Raw genomic sequence first — 17,107 nt, 5'->3', positions numbered from 1 at the left:
CAAGCGGCCGACGCACGCGATGAAGAATTTTTCCAACGCCGAATTTTCTCCCGAGGTGATCGAGATCATGACGACCGCGCTGGAAGCTGCGGTTGCGACCCTGCCGGATCCCGTGCATTCCTCGCATGTCAACGCGCTCGCCGAATCCATCCTGCGCACCGCCGGCGCTGGCGAGCGGGACGTCTCCAACCTGCAAAGGATGGCCTTGATGGAGCTGCAACTGGCGCCGCGCAAATGACGAGGCGGACATGAAGACATTGCTTGCCGCAATCATCGCGCTCTGTGCGACATCCTCGATCGCCTCGGCAAGCGGCTGGAGGACTTACCGCATCCCGGAATCCGGAACGTCGGTCGACATTCCCGCCGCGATCTTCACCGAACCGGCCGGCAAGCCTGACGGATATGGGCAGCATTTCCGCAGCTCCGACGGCAATGCCGACTTCACCGTTCAGGCCGTCGAGAACCGGCAAGGTCTGTCGCCGGGCGAATTCCTCGCCAGCAAGAATCCGCCGACGGGGATCATCTACAAACGGATCAGCTCGAACTTCTTCGTGGTCTCGAGCATCAAGCGCGACAAGATCTGGTACAACCGCTGCAATTTCGCGCGCGGCTACGTGCACTGCGTTCTGATCAATTATCCGGCCGCCCAGAAGCGGCGATGGGATGCCGTCGTCACCCGGATCAGCCACAGCCTGCGTGGTGGCTGAGCCGGCTCGCAAGACGGAAAGTCGCAAACGGAAAAGCTGCCCGGGCCAAGCCGGGCAGCAGGTGGTGAGGAATAGAGCCGCGCGATGCTAGCGGGCCGTCGTCGTCGTCCTCGACATTGTCGGCTTCGAGCCCGGCACATGCGACATCGTCTTGGTGGTCGAGCCGACCTGCTCGCCGGCCTTGACCTTGGTGCGGGTGTGCGAGCGGCTGAACGTGCCGCCATCATGGGCTTGCGCGCGGGCGTTGGAGTTCAGTACCGGACCGTTGCCCTTGTTCATGCTGACGCCGGTCTTGGTCTTGCCGTCGACGGTAGCGGCGCTTCCGCCGGCCGCGATCGAAGAGCCGGTGCGGCCCGTCGCCGAGGTGGACGTTCCGCCGGTGCCGACGGTGGAGGCGGAGGTGCCGCCCGCTGCAGCCGAGCCGCCGCTGCCACCGGTGATACTGGTCTGCGCCAGCAATGGTGAAGTGGCGGCAAGCAGAAGCGCGACCGCCGAGGTCGTAACGAGCGTTCTCATGATTCAATCCTTTCTGTACCCTAAGGCGACGAGGTCGAGATTGTGCAGCCGTTGACGGTGATGGTGCTGGCGCTGGTGGAGCCGGGCCCACCCGCCGTCGACGAGGAGCTCGAGACGTGGCCGCCGCCCGCTTGCACATTGACCGACGATCCGCCGGCAGAGCTCGAGCTCGACAGCGAGCCGCTCGATGCGGTCGAGCCCGTCGTGCCTGAACCCGATGCGCCCGCGGCCGTGATGCTGCCGTCCGCATGCTTCACCACCGTCACCTTGCACGTCTCGCCCGACGCCGTCTTGCCGGTCTTTTCCATGGTAGCCGCCTGAGCTGCGCTAAACGTCAGTGCCAACGCTGCGATCGCAATGATTGATCTGTTCATGCGAGTTCTCCTCCAACAAAGACGAAGGAGCGGCATCGCTGCCGCTCCTGGTCAAGGCACTAGTTCTTGTCCTTCTTCCACTCGTCCTTGTTATGGCCCTTGCCCTTTTCGAGGCCCATGTCGCTGGCGTGGCTACCCGACTTGCCGTCGCCCATGCCGGGCGATTTCGACGAACCGGACTGGCCAACGGTCGAGCCGCCCGCAGCCGAGCCGCCAGTGCCGACGCTGGATGAGCTCTTGCCATCGCCCGCCGATGAACCACCGGTGCCGAGCGTCGAGGCCGAGCCGCTGCCCGAGCCACTGCCCGCCGCCGATCCGCCGGTGCCGACGGTCGAAGAGCTGGTGCCGCCGCCGGCCGAAGAGCCGCCGGTGCCGAGCGTCGAAGCAGAGCCTGACCCGCTGCCGCCAGCCGAAGAGCCACCGGTGCCCACCGTCGAAGAGCTGGTGCCGCCGCCGGCCGATGAACCGCCGGTGCCGACCGTCGAGCTCGATTGCGCAACGGCGAGCGCCGTGCCGGCCAGCAGCGCGGCCGCAGCCGCAGAGAGCTTCAGGATCCTCATGTGCATTTCCTCCAGGTTTCCAAAAATCAAATCGCCAATCAGGCCCGGGATAAATTGGCAATCGCGGAAACGTTCCTTGTGTCGGACACGTTGACGCTTCGATTCAGCCTGAGACAGTTCCGCGACGCGAAGCGCACAGCTTTTATTCATTCAGCGTTCATCTGGTGCTGCGGCCATGGAGTCGCGTTCGCTACGATCGCCGGCTCTCAGAATGCTCCGGCCGTCACCTGACGCGTGGAGAGGCGAGAGGAAGCCGCGCGGCCATTCCGATTCGAATGCAGACCGGCTGCGCGCGCCGTGTCGCGCCGAGATGCCGCGACGTCCGGCGTTCGCGTTTCAAGCATCGTCAATGCGCCGCTCGTACCGCGATCAGGCGCGTCGGCGGCGAGCAGGGGAGTGGAGACGGTGGCGGCGATCCGAGTGGATGTGTCGAAGATGATTTTGTCAGGCAGCGCCCGTGCGGAGTGGATGCGAATGGTGGCCCGAGCGGCCTCCGGGCCGGCAGCACGCTCCGCGGGCTGCGGCAGAGAGCGATCCAGCAACAAGAGCAGCGCCACCGCGAAAATGCTTGCAAATACGACGTATCGGACGATCGGCATCAGGCGCTACCGCAAACGAGCTGTCGAAAGAATGCACGGGCGGGCCGCCTCGACGACCCGCCGTGCGGCGGTTTAGTCAATCTCCTGGACGACCATGCGGCTGCCGGGATCGACCAACATCACGCGGTTGCCCGAATAGACGTAGCGGTACTTGGTGAGCGAGGGACCCCAGTCACTCGGCACGGCTGCGAGCTCGACGTCGCTCGGCACGGGCGAACCGACGACGATCTTTTCGCGCGTTTCGACCGGACGGATCTTGCGCTCGGTGACGTAGGACCGGATCTTGGTGCGGGACTCCGGTTCGATCTGCACGGCCGCGCCGTGCCCGGCCCCGGTCGTCGTGGTGACGGTGGTTTGCGCCATCGCGCCCGTCGACACGAGCAGAGCGGCGGCCGAAATCAACATGAGCTTCTTCATTGCGTTCTCCCTCGCCGCTGCATGCGGCGCTGCAATGAACTCGCCATCGGCTGCGCCGTTCCGGGGAAACCCGGAACGTTTGCCGTTTTTTCCCGTTCTCTCCCGGGAGGATTCAACTGGAGGAGAGGAAATTGCCTGTGTTCATTCTTTGGGCAGTGCCCGCGATCATCGTGCTGGGCGGCGGCATCTATCTCATCGGCTACCTGCACTGAATGTGAAGGTTCCGGTTTCAGCACAAAGGAAGAAACCGGACCCCACATCCGCTCGCGCGCGTCGAGGCCGGTGCTCCGGCCGCGCCGTCGCCAGCGGCTTCCGATCATCGCATTGTCACGCTCCGGTCATCTCCGCTGCATCGTCCGTTGCTCTTGTCCCGCGCGCCAGAGCCTGCTTCGTCCGGTGACGTCGGAACGGAGCTCTGGATCGTCGTTTGGCGTTTTCGCGATGCGATCCCGACGCTGCTTCGCTCGAAAACGCTCTGGGGAGAGCTGACATGCAACTGATCAGGACGATTTCAGCGGACCGCCGCGCGATGCTCAAGGGCCTCGCCGCAGCAGCCGTGGCGCCGCTTGCGGGGCCGGCCTTTGCCGCCGAAGGACTTCCGCCGCAGCCGACCGGCTCAATGGCCGCCATCGCCACCGACAAGTCCTATTGGGCGGCCGTGAAAGGGCTCTATGCCGTGACGCCGGACATCGTCAATTTCGAGAACGGCTATTGGGGCATCATGGCCGAGCCCGTGCGGCGCGAGTTCATCCGCCAGTCCGACATGGTCAATTATCAGAACACCTATTACGCGCGGCTGCGTGCGGGCGCAGATTTCGAGGCGGTGCGCACCAAGGTGGCGGAGGCGGTCGGCGCGATTCCAGCTGAGATCGCGCTCACCCGCGGCGCCACCGAAGCGCTTCAGCTCCTCATCGGCGGCTACAACAGGCTGAAGCCGGGCGACGGCGTGCTCTATGCCGATCTCGACTATGATTCGATGCAATATGCGATGAACGCGCTGAAGGCGCGCCGCGGCGTCAACGTGGTCAAGTTCGACGTGCCGGAGCCCGCCACCCGCCAGGCGGTGCTCGACGCCTATGCCCGCGCCATCGAGGCGAACCCGAAGACGAGGCTTCTGCTCCTGACCCATGTCAGCCACCGCACCGGCTTCGTCATGCCGGTCGCCGAGATCGCCCGCATGGCCAAGGCCAAGGGCATCGACACCATCGTCGATGCCGCCCATTCCTGGGGGCAGCTCGATTTCCGGGTGAGCGAGCTCGAGGCCGATTTCGTCGGCTTCAATCTGCACAAATGGATCGGCGCGCCGCTCGGCGTCGGCTTCCTCTACATCAGGAAGGATCGCCTCGCCGCCATCGACCGCAACATGTGCGACGAGGATTTTCCGGAAAGCGATATCCGCTCGCGGGTGCATACCGGCACGGTCAATTTCGCCACGATGCTGACGGTGCCCACGGCGCTGGCGCTGCATCAAGAGATCGGCGCGGCGGCGAAGCAAGCGCGCCTGCGCCACTTGCGCGATTATTGGGTGAGCCGCGTCCGCGGCTTCAAGGACATCGAGATCCTGACGCCGGATGAGGCCGGCTCATATGGCGCGATCACGTCGTTCCGCCTCGCCGGCAAGACCGGCAAGACCGACAACGAGGCCATCGTTGCGAAGCTTCGGGACAGCTACAGGATCATGACGGTGCGCCGCGCCGGCGTCGCCAAAGGCCAGTGCATCCGCGTGACGCCGGCGCTCTTCACCGACGAGGCCGATCTCGGCCGACTCGTCGAGGCGCTGGCCGTCATCACGGGGACGAAGACGGGGTAAGGCTGGTATGACACGGCCGCTCGATCGCCAGAGGTCGCACGCCGGTCGGGCGGGCTCGGCCGTGCACGGCTTCGCAATTCTGTTCCGACGGGGGCGGTGAGTGGGTTACAAGCGCAGGCGATCCAACGGTCGCCAATGCGACTGAGCCGCGACGGCATGGGTAGGAGACGGCTCGTGCCTCACGACAGGAAAGCCCTTCAGATCCTTTTCAATGCCTATTGGTCGCCAAAGGGCTGGAAGCAAAGCGCGGCGACTGATCAGGCGGATTTCGAGTATGCCCGTCAAGCCGGTTACATGTTCGATCCCGTCGCCGTGACGCATGACGACATCGTCGCGCGGCTCGTCTCTATCCGTCCCCGGGTGAATCTGGAACGGGCCGCCAACGCCTTCCTTGCCAGTCTCAGCACCCGCCGGCTCGATTTGCGCTCGGCGCTGGGCAGCTTCTCCTGTGCCGCATATTTCCCTCTTCATGGGCTTCGGGAACAGGCCTCTCGAGCGCTCGGCGGCCGGCTGCCCTGCCGGATCTGCGGGCGCTACGGTGACGGGAGCCCGGCGCAAGAGGATCTCAACGTGCTGAGCTTCGAGAGATGGAAATGGGGCGGCGTTCGTCACGTCGACCCCCTGTACTGCTGGTTCGATCTCGCACAGTTCGAAAAAGCTGATTTGGTCGAGCCGACGGAGGAAGATTGCTCGATTCTGACGGAGATCATCGGCATTGCCTCTGGCCTCCCTCCGGACGCAAGGCCGAATGAGCTGGAGAAGCGCATCGGCAAAGTGCTCAAGTCGAACCGAGCGGAGCGGTGCGCTCTCATCCAGATTCTCGGTTATTGCGGCGTCCTGAAGCCGGCGCGCCGCAGCGGCTTCCTGCAGGCCTTTACGCCGGATGAGTTCCGGGACCGGCCTCCCGATCACACCAATGATTGGGCCTACCCGGCCATCTGGTGGCGCGGCGCGGATGGCATCGATGCCGATGCGCTCAGCCAGCTCTTTCCGAAAGTCGCTTCTATGGTCTGAGGACCTCGGCTGCGGGACGTGATGCGCCCACAATCGGCGATGCCCCTCAAGTCGAAATAGGCATGAGGCTGGCGGAACCGGCGGCGACAGCATCAATTGCGGCTTGACGATTGGATCAGGTCCCAACGGTTGCCGCACAGATCCTCGAAAACCGCGACGACGCCATAGGCCTCGTGCCGCGGCGGCCGGACGAAACGCACGCCGGCGGCAATCATGCGCGCATGATCGCGCTCGAAATCATCCGTTTCCAGGAAGAGGAAGACGCGCCCGCCGGTCTGGTCGCCGATGCGCGCCGTCTGCGCCGGCCCGTCTGCTCGCGCCAGGAGCAGGCCAGAACCAGGATTGCCCCGCGGCCGCACCACCACCCAGCGCTTGCCGCCGCCGAGCGGCGTGTCCTCGCAAAGCTCGAAATCCAGAGAGGCCGTGAAGAAGGCGATCGCTTCATCATAGTCGGCGACCACGAGACTGACGAGTGACAGACGCTGATTCATCGCGCGACCCGGCGAATGGCGGCAAGCTCGCTGTGGAGGAGACAGGATAGCATAACACTGTCCAGCTCGCGTGATCCTGCCGCCGGTCCCAAGAGCTAGCACGGACACACGGAGATCGTCGAGCAATTGTTCGCTCGGCCAGAGCCCGCACGTTCATCTGCCGACGCTGACCCACTCCTGGACCTTCTTCCGCCATTCCTCATCGAATCGTAAGGTGAGTTGGTTGGCAGCGTCCGGTGAGAGAAGTTGGTCAACCGCGGACATTTGTATCTCGCCAACGTCAGGTACGTCGATGTATCCGAGGCTGGCCAACCGCTGGCCAAAAGGCGGATGTGTCGAATCGGGATTGTGCTGGCGGCTCAGACTGGCGACGGCGGCGGTCATGAATCCGGGCGCTCTTATAGCTGGAATCTGATCTAAGATTCGCGCGAATGGCGGCGATGGCGCCTTGATTGCGCCGAGCACCTCCTTCTGCAGGGGAGCGATGACGAGATCGGCCAGACGTGCTCCACAAACCTCCATCATCACCAGCGCGCGTGCCATCTCCTCGCGTCCAACCTGCTCGGCCGCTTCCAGATCGGCGGCAAGCTCGTTCTCCCGTGACAATGCCTTGTATTCCTTCTCCAGCCTTTCGAGCAGGGAATGGAGTAGGATGCGAGCAATGTATCCGGTAATCGTGTGCTCCGGATCGGCGTAGAAGAAAACGTTCTCCGCGGCCGCCATGAAATCGGCGAGGTTGGTGCCTCCCGAAGTGTGCCGAAGCCGGGCGTGCGCCACTTCATGAGCGATAACGGCACGAACCGATCGCTGGTCCAGGATCATCAACAATGGCAGACCAATGGTCATCGTGACATGCTGCCCGAACACGCCCGCATACCGGCTTTCTTCCGAGATCGAAGCGTTGAAATCGGTGTCGACCAGCAGAGTGCGGTTCGATCTGACAAAACTGCGATCGAGCTCCCTCCATGCGGCCCAAAGCCCCGGGGCGGTCTGTTCGTCGGCTTCGAAACCGCCATGCTTGCGCGAAGGCAGGAACAGGAGCCCAATTGCGAGTGCTATGGTGGCCATGGAGCTTGTGAACACAATCGGTGCCGTGGCCAGCGCCGCAATCGTGTAGCGGTCCATGATCATCAGCCAGATGGCGAGAATCGTGCATGCCAGCGCGACGACGGGAAGCACCGCATAGCGACCAAGGCGCAAGACGATTTGCAGAATAAGGCGTTTCATCCGCGTTTCGGCCGCGGAGAGCCTCAGATCACGCCTTGCCACATGAGCTGTTGCTCTGATGCAAGCTGGCGACGTCGGCACGACCTTGGCTTTCCGTGACCTGAACCAACGTGATCGCACCGGGCGTGATGATTCCCACCTGTGGCTGGGCGGAGAGGTAGGTGGTGCTGCCGGCGCGCAGATCGAGGCTCACTTTCTCGCTTCCCTGCCCGAACAGGTTGGTACTCAGTGGAAGATTGTTGACCGCAACCTCGTGGCGGCCCGGAGGCAGCTCGCAGGCGACGAACCCTGCAGCCTGGCTGCCTCCAACGACGTTTCCATCGACCGCATAATTTGGCTGGATCGCAAAACCGAGGGCGGACGAGCGATAGATGACAAGCCGCGCAGTGTTGGCCTTGACGTTCTCTGTCAGCGCCGAGCTGCCCATCGGCCCTGACGCACACCCCGCTAGCAAGAATGCTGCAACGAAAATTCCTGGACGCAAGCCCATTCAACCCCCGATCAGTCCAACAATGCCCCGGGGGATCATTGGCGTCGGTGGTGCATGAAGTCAATCACGACTTGCGGTCGTGTCACGCCTTTCAGGTCACCGCCACCCCAGCGCCGGCGCGACATGCATCAGGATCGCCTCGATCGCATGCGCGCAATAATCCACGCCGAGCTGGTTCGGGATCGTCAGCAGCAGCGTATCGGCTTCGGTGATCGCCTCGTCCTGGCGCAGATGTTCGATTAGCACATCGGGCTCGGCCGCATAACTCCGCCCGAAGATCGCGCGCGTGCGCGGGTCGATGAAGCCGATCTCGTCTTCGCTGCCGCGCTCGCCGCCGAAATAGGCGCGGTCGCGATCGTCCATCAGCGCGAAGATGCTGCGGCTGACGGAGACGCGGGGCTCGCGGCTGTGGCCTGCTTCCTTCCACGCCGCGCGATAGGCACGGATCTGCGCCGCCTGCTGCACGTGAAAGGCCTCGCCGGTCTCGTCGTTCTTCAGCGTCGAGCTCTGCAGGTTCATGCCGAGCTTCGCCGCCCACACCGCGGTGGCGTTCGAGCCGGCGCCCCACCAGATCCGTTCGCGCAGGCCGGGCGCATGCGGCTCCAGGCGCAGCAGCCCCGGCGGGTTGGGAAACATCGGCTGCGGATTGGGCTCGGCGAATCCTTCGCCGCGCAGCAGGTCGAGGAAGACCTCCGCATGGCGCCGCCCCATGTCGGCGTCGCTCTGGCCTTCGGCCGGCCGATAGCCGAAATAGCGCCAGCCGTCGATCACCTGCTCGGGCGAGCCGCGGCTGATGCCGAGCTGAAGCCGTCCGCCAGCGATGAGATCGGCGCTGCCGGCGTCCTCCACCATGTAGAGCGGGTTCTCGTAGCGCATGTCGATCACGGCCGTGCCGATCTCGATTCGGCTGGTCTTGGCGCCGACGGCCGCGAGCAGCGGAAACGGCGAGGCCAGCTGCCGCGCGAAATGATGAACACGGAAATAGGCGCCGTCGGCCCCGAGCTGTTCGACCGCGACCGCCAGCTCGATCGATTGCAGCAGCGTATCCGCCGCCGAGCGCGTCCGGGATTGCGGCGAGGGCGTCCAGTGCCCGAAGGAGAGAAATCCGATCTTTTTCATGCGGGCAACATATGGCTGATCGGAAGAGTTTGCGAGACGTTCCTGGAGGCGGCCTCAGATTTCGCAGCCGGTCAAGTTCAAAGCCTTGAGCAGGCCGCCGAACGCCTTGAGGCGACACTGCTCGGTCTCGTTGGCGGCCTTTGCGCGCTGAACAGTGGCGGCTCGTTTGACGCCAAATGCCTTTGGCTTCGGCTTGGGAGGTTCAGCGGTCGCGATCCGTTTCGGTTTGCTGCGCGGACGGACGATCGGCGTCGGCGCGAATGAACGGACATGCACGTCCTGCGGAGCAACCGGGTTATCCACCGAAGCGGTCTGTGTCGGCATCGCGCGGCTCTCAGCGGCAACCTCGAGGCGGTCGGCCTTCGCCAGCGCATCGTGCGAAGCGGGGATGCTTGCGTTCTGCTCGGCAGGCGGCTGGACCGTGGCGGCGATGCGACGCGGTGGAGCGCTCAGCTCCATGGCCGACAGCATTCCCACACTCAACAGGATGAGGAGGCCCAACAACGCCATTCTCAGCATAACGCGCCTCTGACCCAGGTTAGCGCCGCTGAAAATTCTGCGCGTCAATGAGGCAACTTTGCCGGCGGCCGCCGCCCAACGGCAATCATTTGTCGATAGGGTTAATTCGGTGCCGCATCTTGCCAACGCAGACCGGCTTTGGTCGCGCAAGATGGTCTGTTCGGCCGTGGCTATCGACGTGAAGTGACGACTTGAATTGCTCTTTGTCCTCGAGGCAGAGCCAGGAGGAAGGGCCGAACTACTGCACCTCGGCGATCTTCGGTCCGGGTGATGGCACCTGTGCGCTCGTTGCCGACGGCCGGTTTGACGGCGAGGCCGGGTCCGGAGATCGGGATGCGGCATCGGGCGGCGTACCCTGGGACGGTCGACGGGCCGCATTCGTCGGAAGCACGATCACCTTCGCGCCGACTTTCACCCGCTCATAGAGGTCGACGACGTCCTCGTTGGTCAGGCGGATACAGCCCGACGACACCCGCTTGCCGATCGTCTCGGGCTTGTTGGTGCCGTGAATTCGATATTCGGTCTCGCCGAGATACATCGCGCGGGCGCCGAGCGGATTGCCGGGCCCGCCCGCCATGAACCGCGGCAGGTAGGGCTGACGCGAGACCATCTCCGCAGGCGGGCGCCAATCCGGCCATTCTGCCTTACGCGCCACGGTCTGCTCACCGGACCACGCAAAACCTTCGCGGCCCACACCGATGCCGTAGCGCATCGCCTGCGTGTCGCTCAGGACGAGATAGAGGAACGTGTTGTTGGTATCGATGATCACGGTGCCCGGCGTCTGGCGGCTGGCATAGTCGACCACCTGCCGGACCAAGGCTCCGGGAATTTCGGCGTCGGCTTTGGGCGGTTCGACAAGCGGCGCCGGAGTAGGAACCGGGGGCGGCGCGGGCGCTGCTGCGTGAACCTGCGGTGCCACGTAGACCGGCGTTGACGATGCCTTGGCCTGGGGCGCGGACGGCTTCCGCACCGGTTGCACGTTTCCCGGGCGAGCCAGCAGGCCATACCCCAATGCTGCGATGGCCACGGCGCCAATTCCGACTCTCGCTGCCATCGGCAGTGCGATCGTCTCGACCTTCCGGCGTTTGGCCCGCTTGCTCATGTCTTCTCCCAGGTCGCCACGCCCAGGAGGAGTACCCAGCAAGATTTAAGAAACTTCGAAGCGATTTCGCTGGGACCGGAACCGTCGATCATGGTTAACGCCGGCTGAGCCCGTGGCGGCCGCGCGGGAGACCGTCGAGCGAAGCGGCGTCATTCGTCCTCTTGCTTTGGCAGCTTCTGCTTGGTCAGCTACACAAACCAATCATGCACTGGATGATGCTCAACGCCCCTCGCGTGATCAACGGCGCTTTGCTCCGCGTGCGAATGGCCAATCAGATCTGCATCTGGGATCAGCGACAGTTCGGGATGTCCGGCACGGTGCGGGCCGTGTTCTGCCGTGTCGGTGCCATAGCCACTCTCGCGATGATCCGAACCCTTGGCCGATGGCATATCGTTCCTGAAATGAAAGGAATCTCCGGGCCCGGGCGCGGCAGCCGCTTGTGCTGCACCGGCGCCGTGGTTCGCCGGGTCGTGGCCGTCAGCCTTTTGGCCCGGCTCTGCATGCGGATTTTGAGAAGCGTTTGGATGCGCCTGGTGCAAGTCACGCTGCGATTCGCCGGAATTGGCATGGCTTGCGGGTCCGTCATCGTCGGCAAGCTGCTTGGCAGCTGCGGAACCGGGTTCCGAAGCGTGATCCGATTGTCCATGATGGGGGTCGTGCCCGGTCGAGCCCTGCTTGTCCTGATGCTTTCCGGCCGCTGCACCGTTTTCCGAACCATGCAAATCACGCTGCGATTGTCCACCAGCGAAATCGCCCTCCGGCGGGCCGAGCTCGGCATGCTTGTTGCCGGCTGCTGCATCCTTCTCCGAAGCGTGCGATTTTCCCTGGCTTGATGCGTGGTCGGGTGGCCCGTGCTCGGTCTCCGGCTTGCCGGCTGCTGCGCCGTCTTCCGAAGCGTGCAAATCGCGCTGCGCTTGTCCATGATCGCGTGCGTCGATCGCCGCTGCCTGTGTCGTGCCGCGTTCGGCATTCCTCGCGCCCGTTGCGGCCGCCTGTTCCAAGCCGCCATGATCACTCAGAGCGTCGATGGCGCCGGATCCGATATGAGGGTTGCCGTTGTCGCCGAAGCCGTCCTCGCGCGCGGCCGCGTCGATGATCTGAACCTCATCGGCTCTGGCCATGGCGTCGCCTCGGGCAGCTTCCAACGCGAATGATTCATGGTGTGTGTCGGGATCGAGCCAGGGCAGCTTGTCGAAGCCGTCGAGATCGGGCCTGCCGGGACTATCGAGGGCGACCAACTCGCGGGGGGCGTTCGCGTCAGCCCACGCAAAGACATCGCTCGGTCTTTCCCAAGCAGTGAACGCCTGGGCGTGACTGCTCAGGAGCGAGACTCCGACTGCCGTCATCATGAACGTGCCGGCGCTGCTCAAGCCCGGCCTTGCAGGGTTGAGTGGCGGCACTGTGATCGTGCTGCCAGCAATATCGGCTCGCGATTCGATGAGCTTGGCGGCCCGCGTCGGCATGTCCGTCGGGGAGTTCTCGATACGGACGGCTCTGGCCATCTTGCCCGGAGCAGGAGTCGTTTTTGCGGAGGTGATCTTGATGGTCACGATCGCGCCGGTGCCATCTGCGGTCATGACCGTGACAGTGTCGGCATCCACAGTATCGACTTCGGTCGCGCCGGCGGATCGAACGTCCTCGAGCGCCGCCCAAATCAGAGCTGCAAGCGCGCCGACCCCGCCGTAAAGGCGCGTCAGGGCGAAGCTTGCGAGCTCCGTCCGGCCCTTGATGTCGAGCCGCGCGGATATGTGATCGATCCGCGCCTGAATGGTGCCTGGGGCGACCTTGAGCTCGCGCGCAATCTCCTTGTTCGACATGCCGCTGGCGACCAGACGCATGATCCTGCGCTCCTGGTCCGTCAGCGCTGCCAGGCCATTCTCGCCAGACGCGCCATTGCCTGTCTTGCGGGCCGCCGGGTGCGCGTTCGGCGCCACCAGCCGCAGCGACTGCAACAGGTTTTCGGGCTCCTCGCGCATCGGTATGGCGGTGCAGGCACCCGCTGCGACGGCCGCAGCGAGATCGCCGCGTGCGATCGATGCGGTGTAGAAGACCAGCCGTGTGCGAAGGCTTTCGGCGTTGACGGCGGCCAGCATGGCTGAGGCCGTCAGATCGGGAAATCCATCCTCGACAAGCGCGACGTCCGGCGCCAACGTCCGGACGGCTTCGAGGCAATCGGCTCCATTGATGCAGGACGCAACGATCTCGAAGTCACGTTCGGTCGCAAATAGCGTGGCAAAACCCTGCAAAACGATCGGACGGCGATCTGCGATCACGAGTCGGATACGACGCATCTGGTTTGGCTCGCCCGGCTTTCCCGTCTTGATTGGCCCAGCAATGCGACCCGGCCTCAGCCGCGTCACCTTCAAGAGCAGCGCGGCAACGCGCGACACCCTCGTTGGTTCCACGAGGTGTGAAGCCCAGGGATGTCAGTACGGAGCAGCGGATGGGGTCGGCCCATCTTGATTCTTCCGATGCGCCATCCTGCTCCTGTTTTGCCCGACGGTGCAACGCTTTCGTAAATGAGCAGAGTGCGCTGCGGTCATTCGAAAGATCGTGCTTGCTGGAGCAGCCAGGCCCGCCGCGGAGATCTATCCCGTCTCGCCGCGCTCTAAGTCGCTGATTTCGTTGCCCGCGCCTACCGTGCGTGGGGATGTTTTCGACTTTTTGTTGCGGGGGTGCAAAGATATCGGTCCGAACCCGATCTGGTACGGCGCTCGCATTTTCATCCAATCATTTTCCGGAGGCGCATCATGCAGGTTTACAACGTCGTCAAGTTCAAGGTGAAGCCGGGCCAGGAGGGCGCCTTTCTCGATGCGCACCGAGACGGCAAGGCCAAATGGCCGGGACTGGAGCACGGCGTCATCATCAGGACCGGCGATCAGACCTTCTGCCTCATCGGCACGTGGTCCAGCCAGGACGCGCTGGTCGCGGCCCGCTCGGCGATGATCAAGACCCTCGACAGCTTCAGGTCCGTGCTCGAGGACCAGGGCAACGGACGCGGCGTGACGGACGCGGTGTCGGGCGAGGTCGTGCTCGCGCTGTAGCGCGGGCCGGGCCGCGACTTCATCACCCGCAGGGGCCTCGTCGCAAAATGACGCTGGGTTGAGGCGTGTCGTCAGCTATTTGCCGACTGCCGTTGTCCGCCATTGGCCGTCAGGCGCTACTTTCCCCCGTCAAAGATGGAATGAGCGTCGATATTGGGATGGACTCTGGCCGGTCATTGACCGGAAGACGCGGGCAAAATGCGCGGGACTGATAAAACCGACGCGTAGCGCCATCTGCGCGACCGAAAGCTTGCTGCTCGCCAGCAGTTGTTTTGCGATTGCAACTCGCCGCGCATGGACGAATGCCAGCGGCGTCTGCCCCGTCGCTGCCCTGAATGCGCGATGGAAATGGCCTTCCGAGAGCTGCGCAAGATCAGCGAGATCGGCAATCCGAATTGTCGCGCTTAAATGCGCGTCGATGAATTCGGTGACGCGCCGTAACCTCCACGCCGGCAGCTTGATCGATGTATCGTTCACTCTTGCACCACCATATCGGCGTGCAAGGTATACAACGAGAGCAAGGCTCATCGTGTCGCAATAGATCGCGTCGAGACCTCCCTCCAGCGCGTCAACTCGTTCGAACTCCGCGAGCATGTTCCAGACAAAGCTGTCTTCCGAGCCCGACAGGGGGCCCAGTCCTTCGATCGATGCGCCGGCGATTGCTGAAATCCTGGCGGGGTCGAGGGCGATCGCTGCCCATCGCCAACCCACATTGTGAAGCCGAAGCCGTCGTTCGCAGCCAGCCGGGAGAAATGAAACGGTCGACGGCAGATCGGGCCCGTCATAGCGATGCCCGCCATCGGCCGAGATTTCATGTCGCTCGGCGCCGCCGGACAGGGTCGCCATGATGAGGTGATTTGGCGACAGGATGCGTCCTTCGACGATGGAGGTCATCGGCCGGTACGCCGTTTCGAATGCGCCGTTCGCCCATTGGGTGCGCCGCCAGCCATCCGGCCGGGAGCTCAACCGATCGATTGTCGACGCATTCTCAATGACACGGTGCATCGCGACTTCCTGCGAAGCGATGTCGCCTGAATACACATTCAAGCTTGGAACCGCAATTCCTTGCAGGCCGGAAAGGGAGCATCGTCGCGTCAGGATCGGGGTGATTTGGTCAGAATCCCGCGCGACAAAACGAGAGGTCGATCTTTTCTATTGGCGGGCGACAAGTGCCGCAGGCGAAATCACGGAGATTTGCAATGGATAAGACACCACAGGATTGGCCGACGGCGACCGATCGCCGCCAGTTTCTCGGCGCCGCCACCGCGATGGGCGCCATCGCGGCGACAGCTGTTCACGCAACTGCGGTCGGCGTTTCGAGCGCCAGTGCGCAAGCGCCAGCCGGCACTGCATCGCGTGCGCCTGCGGCGGGGCCGGTACTCACCCGAACGATCGGCCGCACCAACGAAAGTCTGCCCGCGCTCGGACTGGGAACGTTTCTGACTTTTGACCTGCTGCCCGGCAGCAATCGCGACGCGCTGCGAGAGGTCACCAGGAAATATATAGATGCCGGCGTCCGGGTGATCGATACATCGCCGCTCTACGGTACCGGCGAGGTCAGCGTCGGTGGATTTCTCAGCGCGATGGGCGTGACGGACCAGATGTTCATCAGCAACAAGATCTGGTCGACCGGCGACTACCTGGCCGACGAAAGCCACGCCTTGGCCAGCATGGAGCAGTCGAGGCTTCGGCTGTGGCGCGACAAGATCGACGTGCTCCACTGCCACAGCCTGGTCAATGTCGACGCGATCGTGCCACTGCTGCGCGTATGGAAGAGAGAGGGCAGGATTCGCTATGTCGGCGCCTCGGTCCACGAGAATGACTATCACAACATTCTCGCAGGCTTGATCGACAAGGATCTGGTGGACATCATCCAGGTCAACTATTCGATCTTCAATCGTCACGCCGAGGAGCGCGTCCTTCGCGCGGCGAGCGACAAGGGCGTCGGCGTGCTCACAAATATGCCGCTCGAAAAAGGCCGCTTGCACAAGATCGTCGAGGGCCGGCCGCTGCCCGATTTTGCCCGCGATATCGCTGCGGAGAATTGGTCGCAGTTCTTCATCAAATGGGTCATGGGCCATCCGGCGGTGACGACCGTTCTTGCCGCGACATCGAACCCGGATCACGCGGCCGAGAATGTCGGCGCGCTGCGCGGTCCTCAGCCGGATCAATCCATGCGGCAGCGGATGGCACGGCATATGGAAAGCATTCCCGGCTTCGCCAATCTCGCGTCGATGCAATGGTATCCTGACAAGCAGAGCATGTACCAGGGCGTCATCCGCCGTTCGCAGGCGGCATTGCGTCAGCGCATGAGTTGATCGATGAATGGCAGGCGCGCAGGGTCGACGCCTGCCCTTCTCACCTGGAAGCAATACAGGAGAAGTTCATACATGAAATGGCGCTCGATTGCTTTGCGATGTGGCTTGATGGCCGTTACCGGCGTTGCATTCGCCGATCCTGCCCAACGCGAGAATCTGGGCAAGTTTGCCATCGACCGGACCGAGGTCACGATCGGCCAGTTTCGCAATTTCGCGGCTGACAAAGCTCTGAAGACCGCGGCCGAACAGGAGGGAGGCGGACACGAATTCGCGGACGGCTGGATCCGTCGCCGCGGCTGGACATGGGCGACACCTTTCGGAGAACCGGGCAGCGACGATGAGCCGGCGGTGCATGTGTCGTGGAACGAAGCTCGTGACTACTGCTTAGCCGTGGGCGGACGCTTGCCGACCCTGGAAGAATGGGAAAGAGCCGCCTATACCGAAACGCGTGCGAATCCTACCGACGATTTCGTAAATGGACGCACCTATCCTTATCCTGTCGGCGATAGACCTGACGGCATGAACACATCCGATAGAGATCGCTGGCCGCGGCATGCAGCCGTGGGTACCACCAAGCGGGGTGTCAACGGTCTGTACGACATGGGTGGCAATGTCTGGGAATGGCTCGCGGATCGGCGGGGCGATGAGGCACTGACGGCCGGCGGGTCGTGGTGGTACGGTGCGGACAAGACAAAAGCGTCAGCCGTACAGTGGAAATCGGCCGACTTTCACGCGGTCTATATCGGGTTTCGTTGCGTTTACACGGCTCAATAGCCCGTTCAGGTGAGGGCCCAACACAC

The 17,107-nt window shown here is 63.5% G+C and carries 20 protein-coding genes; 8 read left to right on the top strand and 12 right to left on the bottom strand.

Annotated elements, in window-relative coordinates:
- The first annotated feature begins 19 nt into the window (after positions 1–19).
- On the top strand, positions 20–238 hold the full coding sequence (locus I6F37_RS16695; RefSeq protein WP_036026528.1) for a hypothetical protein: 219 nt from the start codon (positions 20–22) through the stop codon (positions 236–238).
- 10 nt (positions 239–248) lie between these two features.
- Positions 249–707 carry a hypothetical protein gene (locus tag I6F37_RS16690; RefSeq protein ID WP_057027549.1) on the top strand — a complete coding sequence of 153 codons (459 nt, stop codon included), beginning with the start codon at positions 249–251 and terminating at the stop codon, positions 705–707.
- Positions 708–794: 87 nt separating this feature from the next.
- Here I6F37_RS16690 and I6F37_RS16685 read toward each other — a convergent pair whose 3' ends face one another.
- Complete coding sequence (locus I6F37_RS16685; protein WP_036026530.1) at positions 795–1,223, bottom strand: hypothetical protein; 429 nt, start codon at positions 1,221–1,223, stop codon at positions 795–797.
- Positions 1,224–1,265: 42 nt separating this feature from the next.
- Between I6F37_RS16685 and I6F37_RS16680 the strand changes: the two genes are divergently transcribed.
- The gene (locus tag I6F37_RS16680) at positions 1,266–1,544 is read left to right on the top strand and encodes a hypothetical protein (protein WP_192893365.1); all 279 of its coding nucleotides are present in this window, start codon (positions 1,266–1,268) and stop codon (positions 1,542–1,544) included.
- A gap of 112 nt (positions 1,545–1,656) precedes the next feature.
- On the opposite strand, the gene I6F37_RS16675 is transcribed toward I6F37_RS16680, so the two are convergent.
- The 3 genes from I6F37_RS16675 to I6F37_RS16665 form a co-directional block, all read right to left on the bottom strand.
- The gene (locus I6F37_RS16675; RefSeq protein ID WP_057027814.1) at positions 1,657–2,157 is read right to left on the bottom strand and encodes a hypothetical protein; all 501 of its coding nucleotides are present in this window, start codon (positions 2,155–2,157) and stop codon (positions 1,657–1,659) included.
- A 206-nt stretch (positions 2,158–2,363) separates the two neighbouring features.
- Positions 2,364–2,756 (bottom strand): hypothetical protein, encoded by a 393-nt coding sequence (locus tag I6F37_RS16670; RefSeq protein WP_225152010.1) that lies wholly within the window; start codon positions 2,754–2,756, stop codon positions 2,364–2,366.
- A 72-nt stretch (positions 2,757–2,828) separates the two neighbouring features.
- Positions 2,829–3,173, bottom strand: coding sequence for a DUF1236 domain-containing protein (locus I6F37_RS16665; protein WP_036014486.1), 345 nt, complete (start codon positions 3,171–3,173; stop codon positions 2,829–2,831).
- A 490-nt stretch (positions 3,174–3,663) separates the two neighbouring features.
- On the opposite strand from I6F37_RS16665, the gene I6F37_RS16660 reads away from it, so the two are divergent.
- Together I6F37_RS16660 and I6F37_RS16655 are read left to right on the top strand one after the other, a co-directional pair.
- Complete coding sequence (locus I6F37_RS16660; RefSeq protein ID WP_225152008.1) at positions 3,664–4,983, top strand: aminotransferase class V-fold PLP-dependent enzyme; 1,320 nt, start codon at positions 3,664–3,666, stop codon at positions 4,981–4,983.
- A 174-nt stretch (positions 4,984–5,157) separates the two neighbouring features.
- Positions 5,158–5,997 (top strand): hypothetical protein, encoded by an 840-nt coding sequence (locus I6F37_RS16655; protein WP_225152006.1) that lies wholly within the window; start codon positions 5,158–5,160, stop codon positions 5,995–5,997.
- Positions 5,998–6,089: 92 nt separating this feature from the next.
- Here I6F37_RS16655 and I6F37_RS16650 read toward each other — a convergent pair whose 3' ends face one another.
- From I6F37_RS16650 to I6F37_RS16620, 7 genes are all read right to left on the bottom strand, one after another.
- Positions 6,090–6,488, bottom strand: a complete 399-nt coding sequence (locus I6F37_RS16650; RefSeq protein ID WP_225152004.1) for a VOC family protein — start codon at positions 6,486–6,488, stop codon at positions 6,090–6,092.
- Positions 6,489–6,641: 153 nt separating this feature from the next.
- Positions 6,642–7,715 carry a M48 family metallopeptidase gene (locus tag I6F37_RS16645; RefSeq protein ID WP_225152002.1) on the bottom strand — a complete coding sequence of 358 codons (1,074 nt, stop codon included), beginning with the start codon at positions 7,713–7,715 and terminating at the stop codon, positions 6,642–6,644.
- A gap of 28 nt (positions 7,716–7,743) precedes the next feature.
- Positions 7,744–8,142, bottom strand: coding sequence for a DUF2846 domain-containing protein (locus tag I6F37_RS16640; RefSeq protein ID WP_225114314.1), 399 nt, complete (start codon positions 8,140–8,142; stop codon positions 7,744–7,746).
- 159 nt (positions 8,143–8,301) lie between these two features.
- The gene (locus I6F37_RS16635; protein ID WP_225152000.1) at positions 8,302–9,324 is read right to left on the bottom strand and encodes an LLM class flavin-dependent oxidoreductase; all 1,023 of its coding nucleotides are present in this window, start codon (positions 9,322–9,324) and stop codon (positions 8,302–8,304) included.
- 54 nt (positions 9,325–9,378) lie between these two features.
- Positions 9,379–9,843 carry a hypothetical protein gene (locus I6F37_RS16630; RefSeq protein WP_109145435.1) on the bottom strand — a complete coding sequence of 155 codons (465 nt, stop codon included), beginning with the start codon at positions 9,841–9,843 and terminating at the stop codon, positions 9,379–9,381.
- Between the two features lie 238 nt (positions 9,844–10,081).
- Positions 10,082–10,945 (bottom strand): L,D-transpeptidase, encoded by an 864-nt coding sequence (locus tag I6F37_RS16625; protein WP_225151998.1) that lies wholly within the window; start codon positions 10,943–10,945, stop codon positions 10,082–10,084.
- Between the two features lie 188 nt (positions 10,946–11,133).
- A complete protein-coding gene (locus tag I6F37_RS16620; RefSeq protein ID WP_225151996.1) occupies positions 11,134–13,335 on the bottom strand; it encodes a response regulator transcription factor in 2,202 nt (733 codons plus the stop codon).
- Positions 13,336–13,695: 360 nt separating this feature from the next.
- Here I6F37_RS16620 and I6F37_RS16615 point away from each other — a divergent pair, with 360 nt between their 5' ends.
- Positions 13,696–13,989: an antibiotic biosynthesis monooxygenase gene (locus I6F37_RS16615; protein ID WP_225150875.1), complete on the top strand. Its 294-nt coding sequence runs from the start codon at positions 13,696–13,698 to the stop codon at positions 13,987–13,989.
- Between the two features lie 129 nt (positions 13,990–14,118).
- On the opposite strand, the gene I6F37_RS16610 is transcribed toward I6F37_RS16615, so the two are convergent.
- Positions 14,119–14,994, bottom strand: a complete 876-nt coding sequence (locus tag I6F37_RS16610) for an AraC family transcriptional regulator (protein WP_225151993.1) — start codon at positions 14,992–14,994, stop codon at positions 14,119–14,121.
- 194 nt (positions 14,995–15,188) lie between these two features.
- Between I6F37_RS16610 and I6F37_RS16605 the strand changes: the two genes are divergently transcribed.
- The gene (locus tag I6F37_RS16605; protein WP_036041701.1) at positions 15,189–16,307 is read left to right on the top strand and encodes an aldo/keto reductase; all 1,119 of its coding nucleotides are present in this window, start codon (positions 15,189–15,191) and stop codon (positions 16,305–16,307) included.
- A gap of 72 nt (positions 16,308–16,379) precedes the next feature.
- Positions 16,380–17,081, top strand: a complete 702-nt coding sequence (locus I6F37_RS16600; protein ID WP_036014475.1) for a formylglycine-generating enzyme family protein — start codon at positions 16,380–16,382, stop codon at positions 17,079–17,081.
- Positions 17,082–17,107: the final 26 nt, after the last annotated feature.

This window comes from Bradyrhizobium sp. NBAIM08 (genome assembly GCF_020193935.1).
Taxonomy (GTDB): domain Bacteria; phylum Pseudomonadota; class Alphaproteobacteria; order Rhizobiales; family Xanthobacteraceae; genus Bradyrhizobium; species Bradyrhizobium yuanmingense.
Note: the sequence above shows the minus strand (reverse complement) of the source record. Positions and strands in the feature narration are given on the sequence as shown.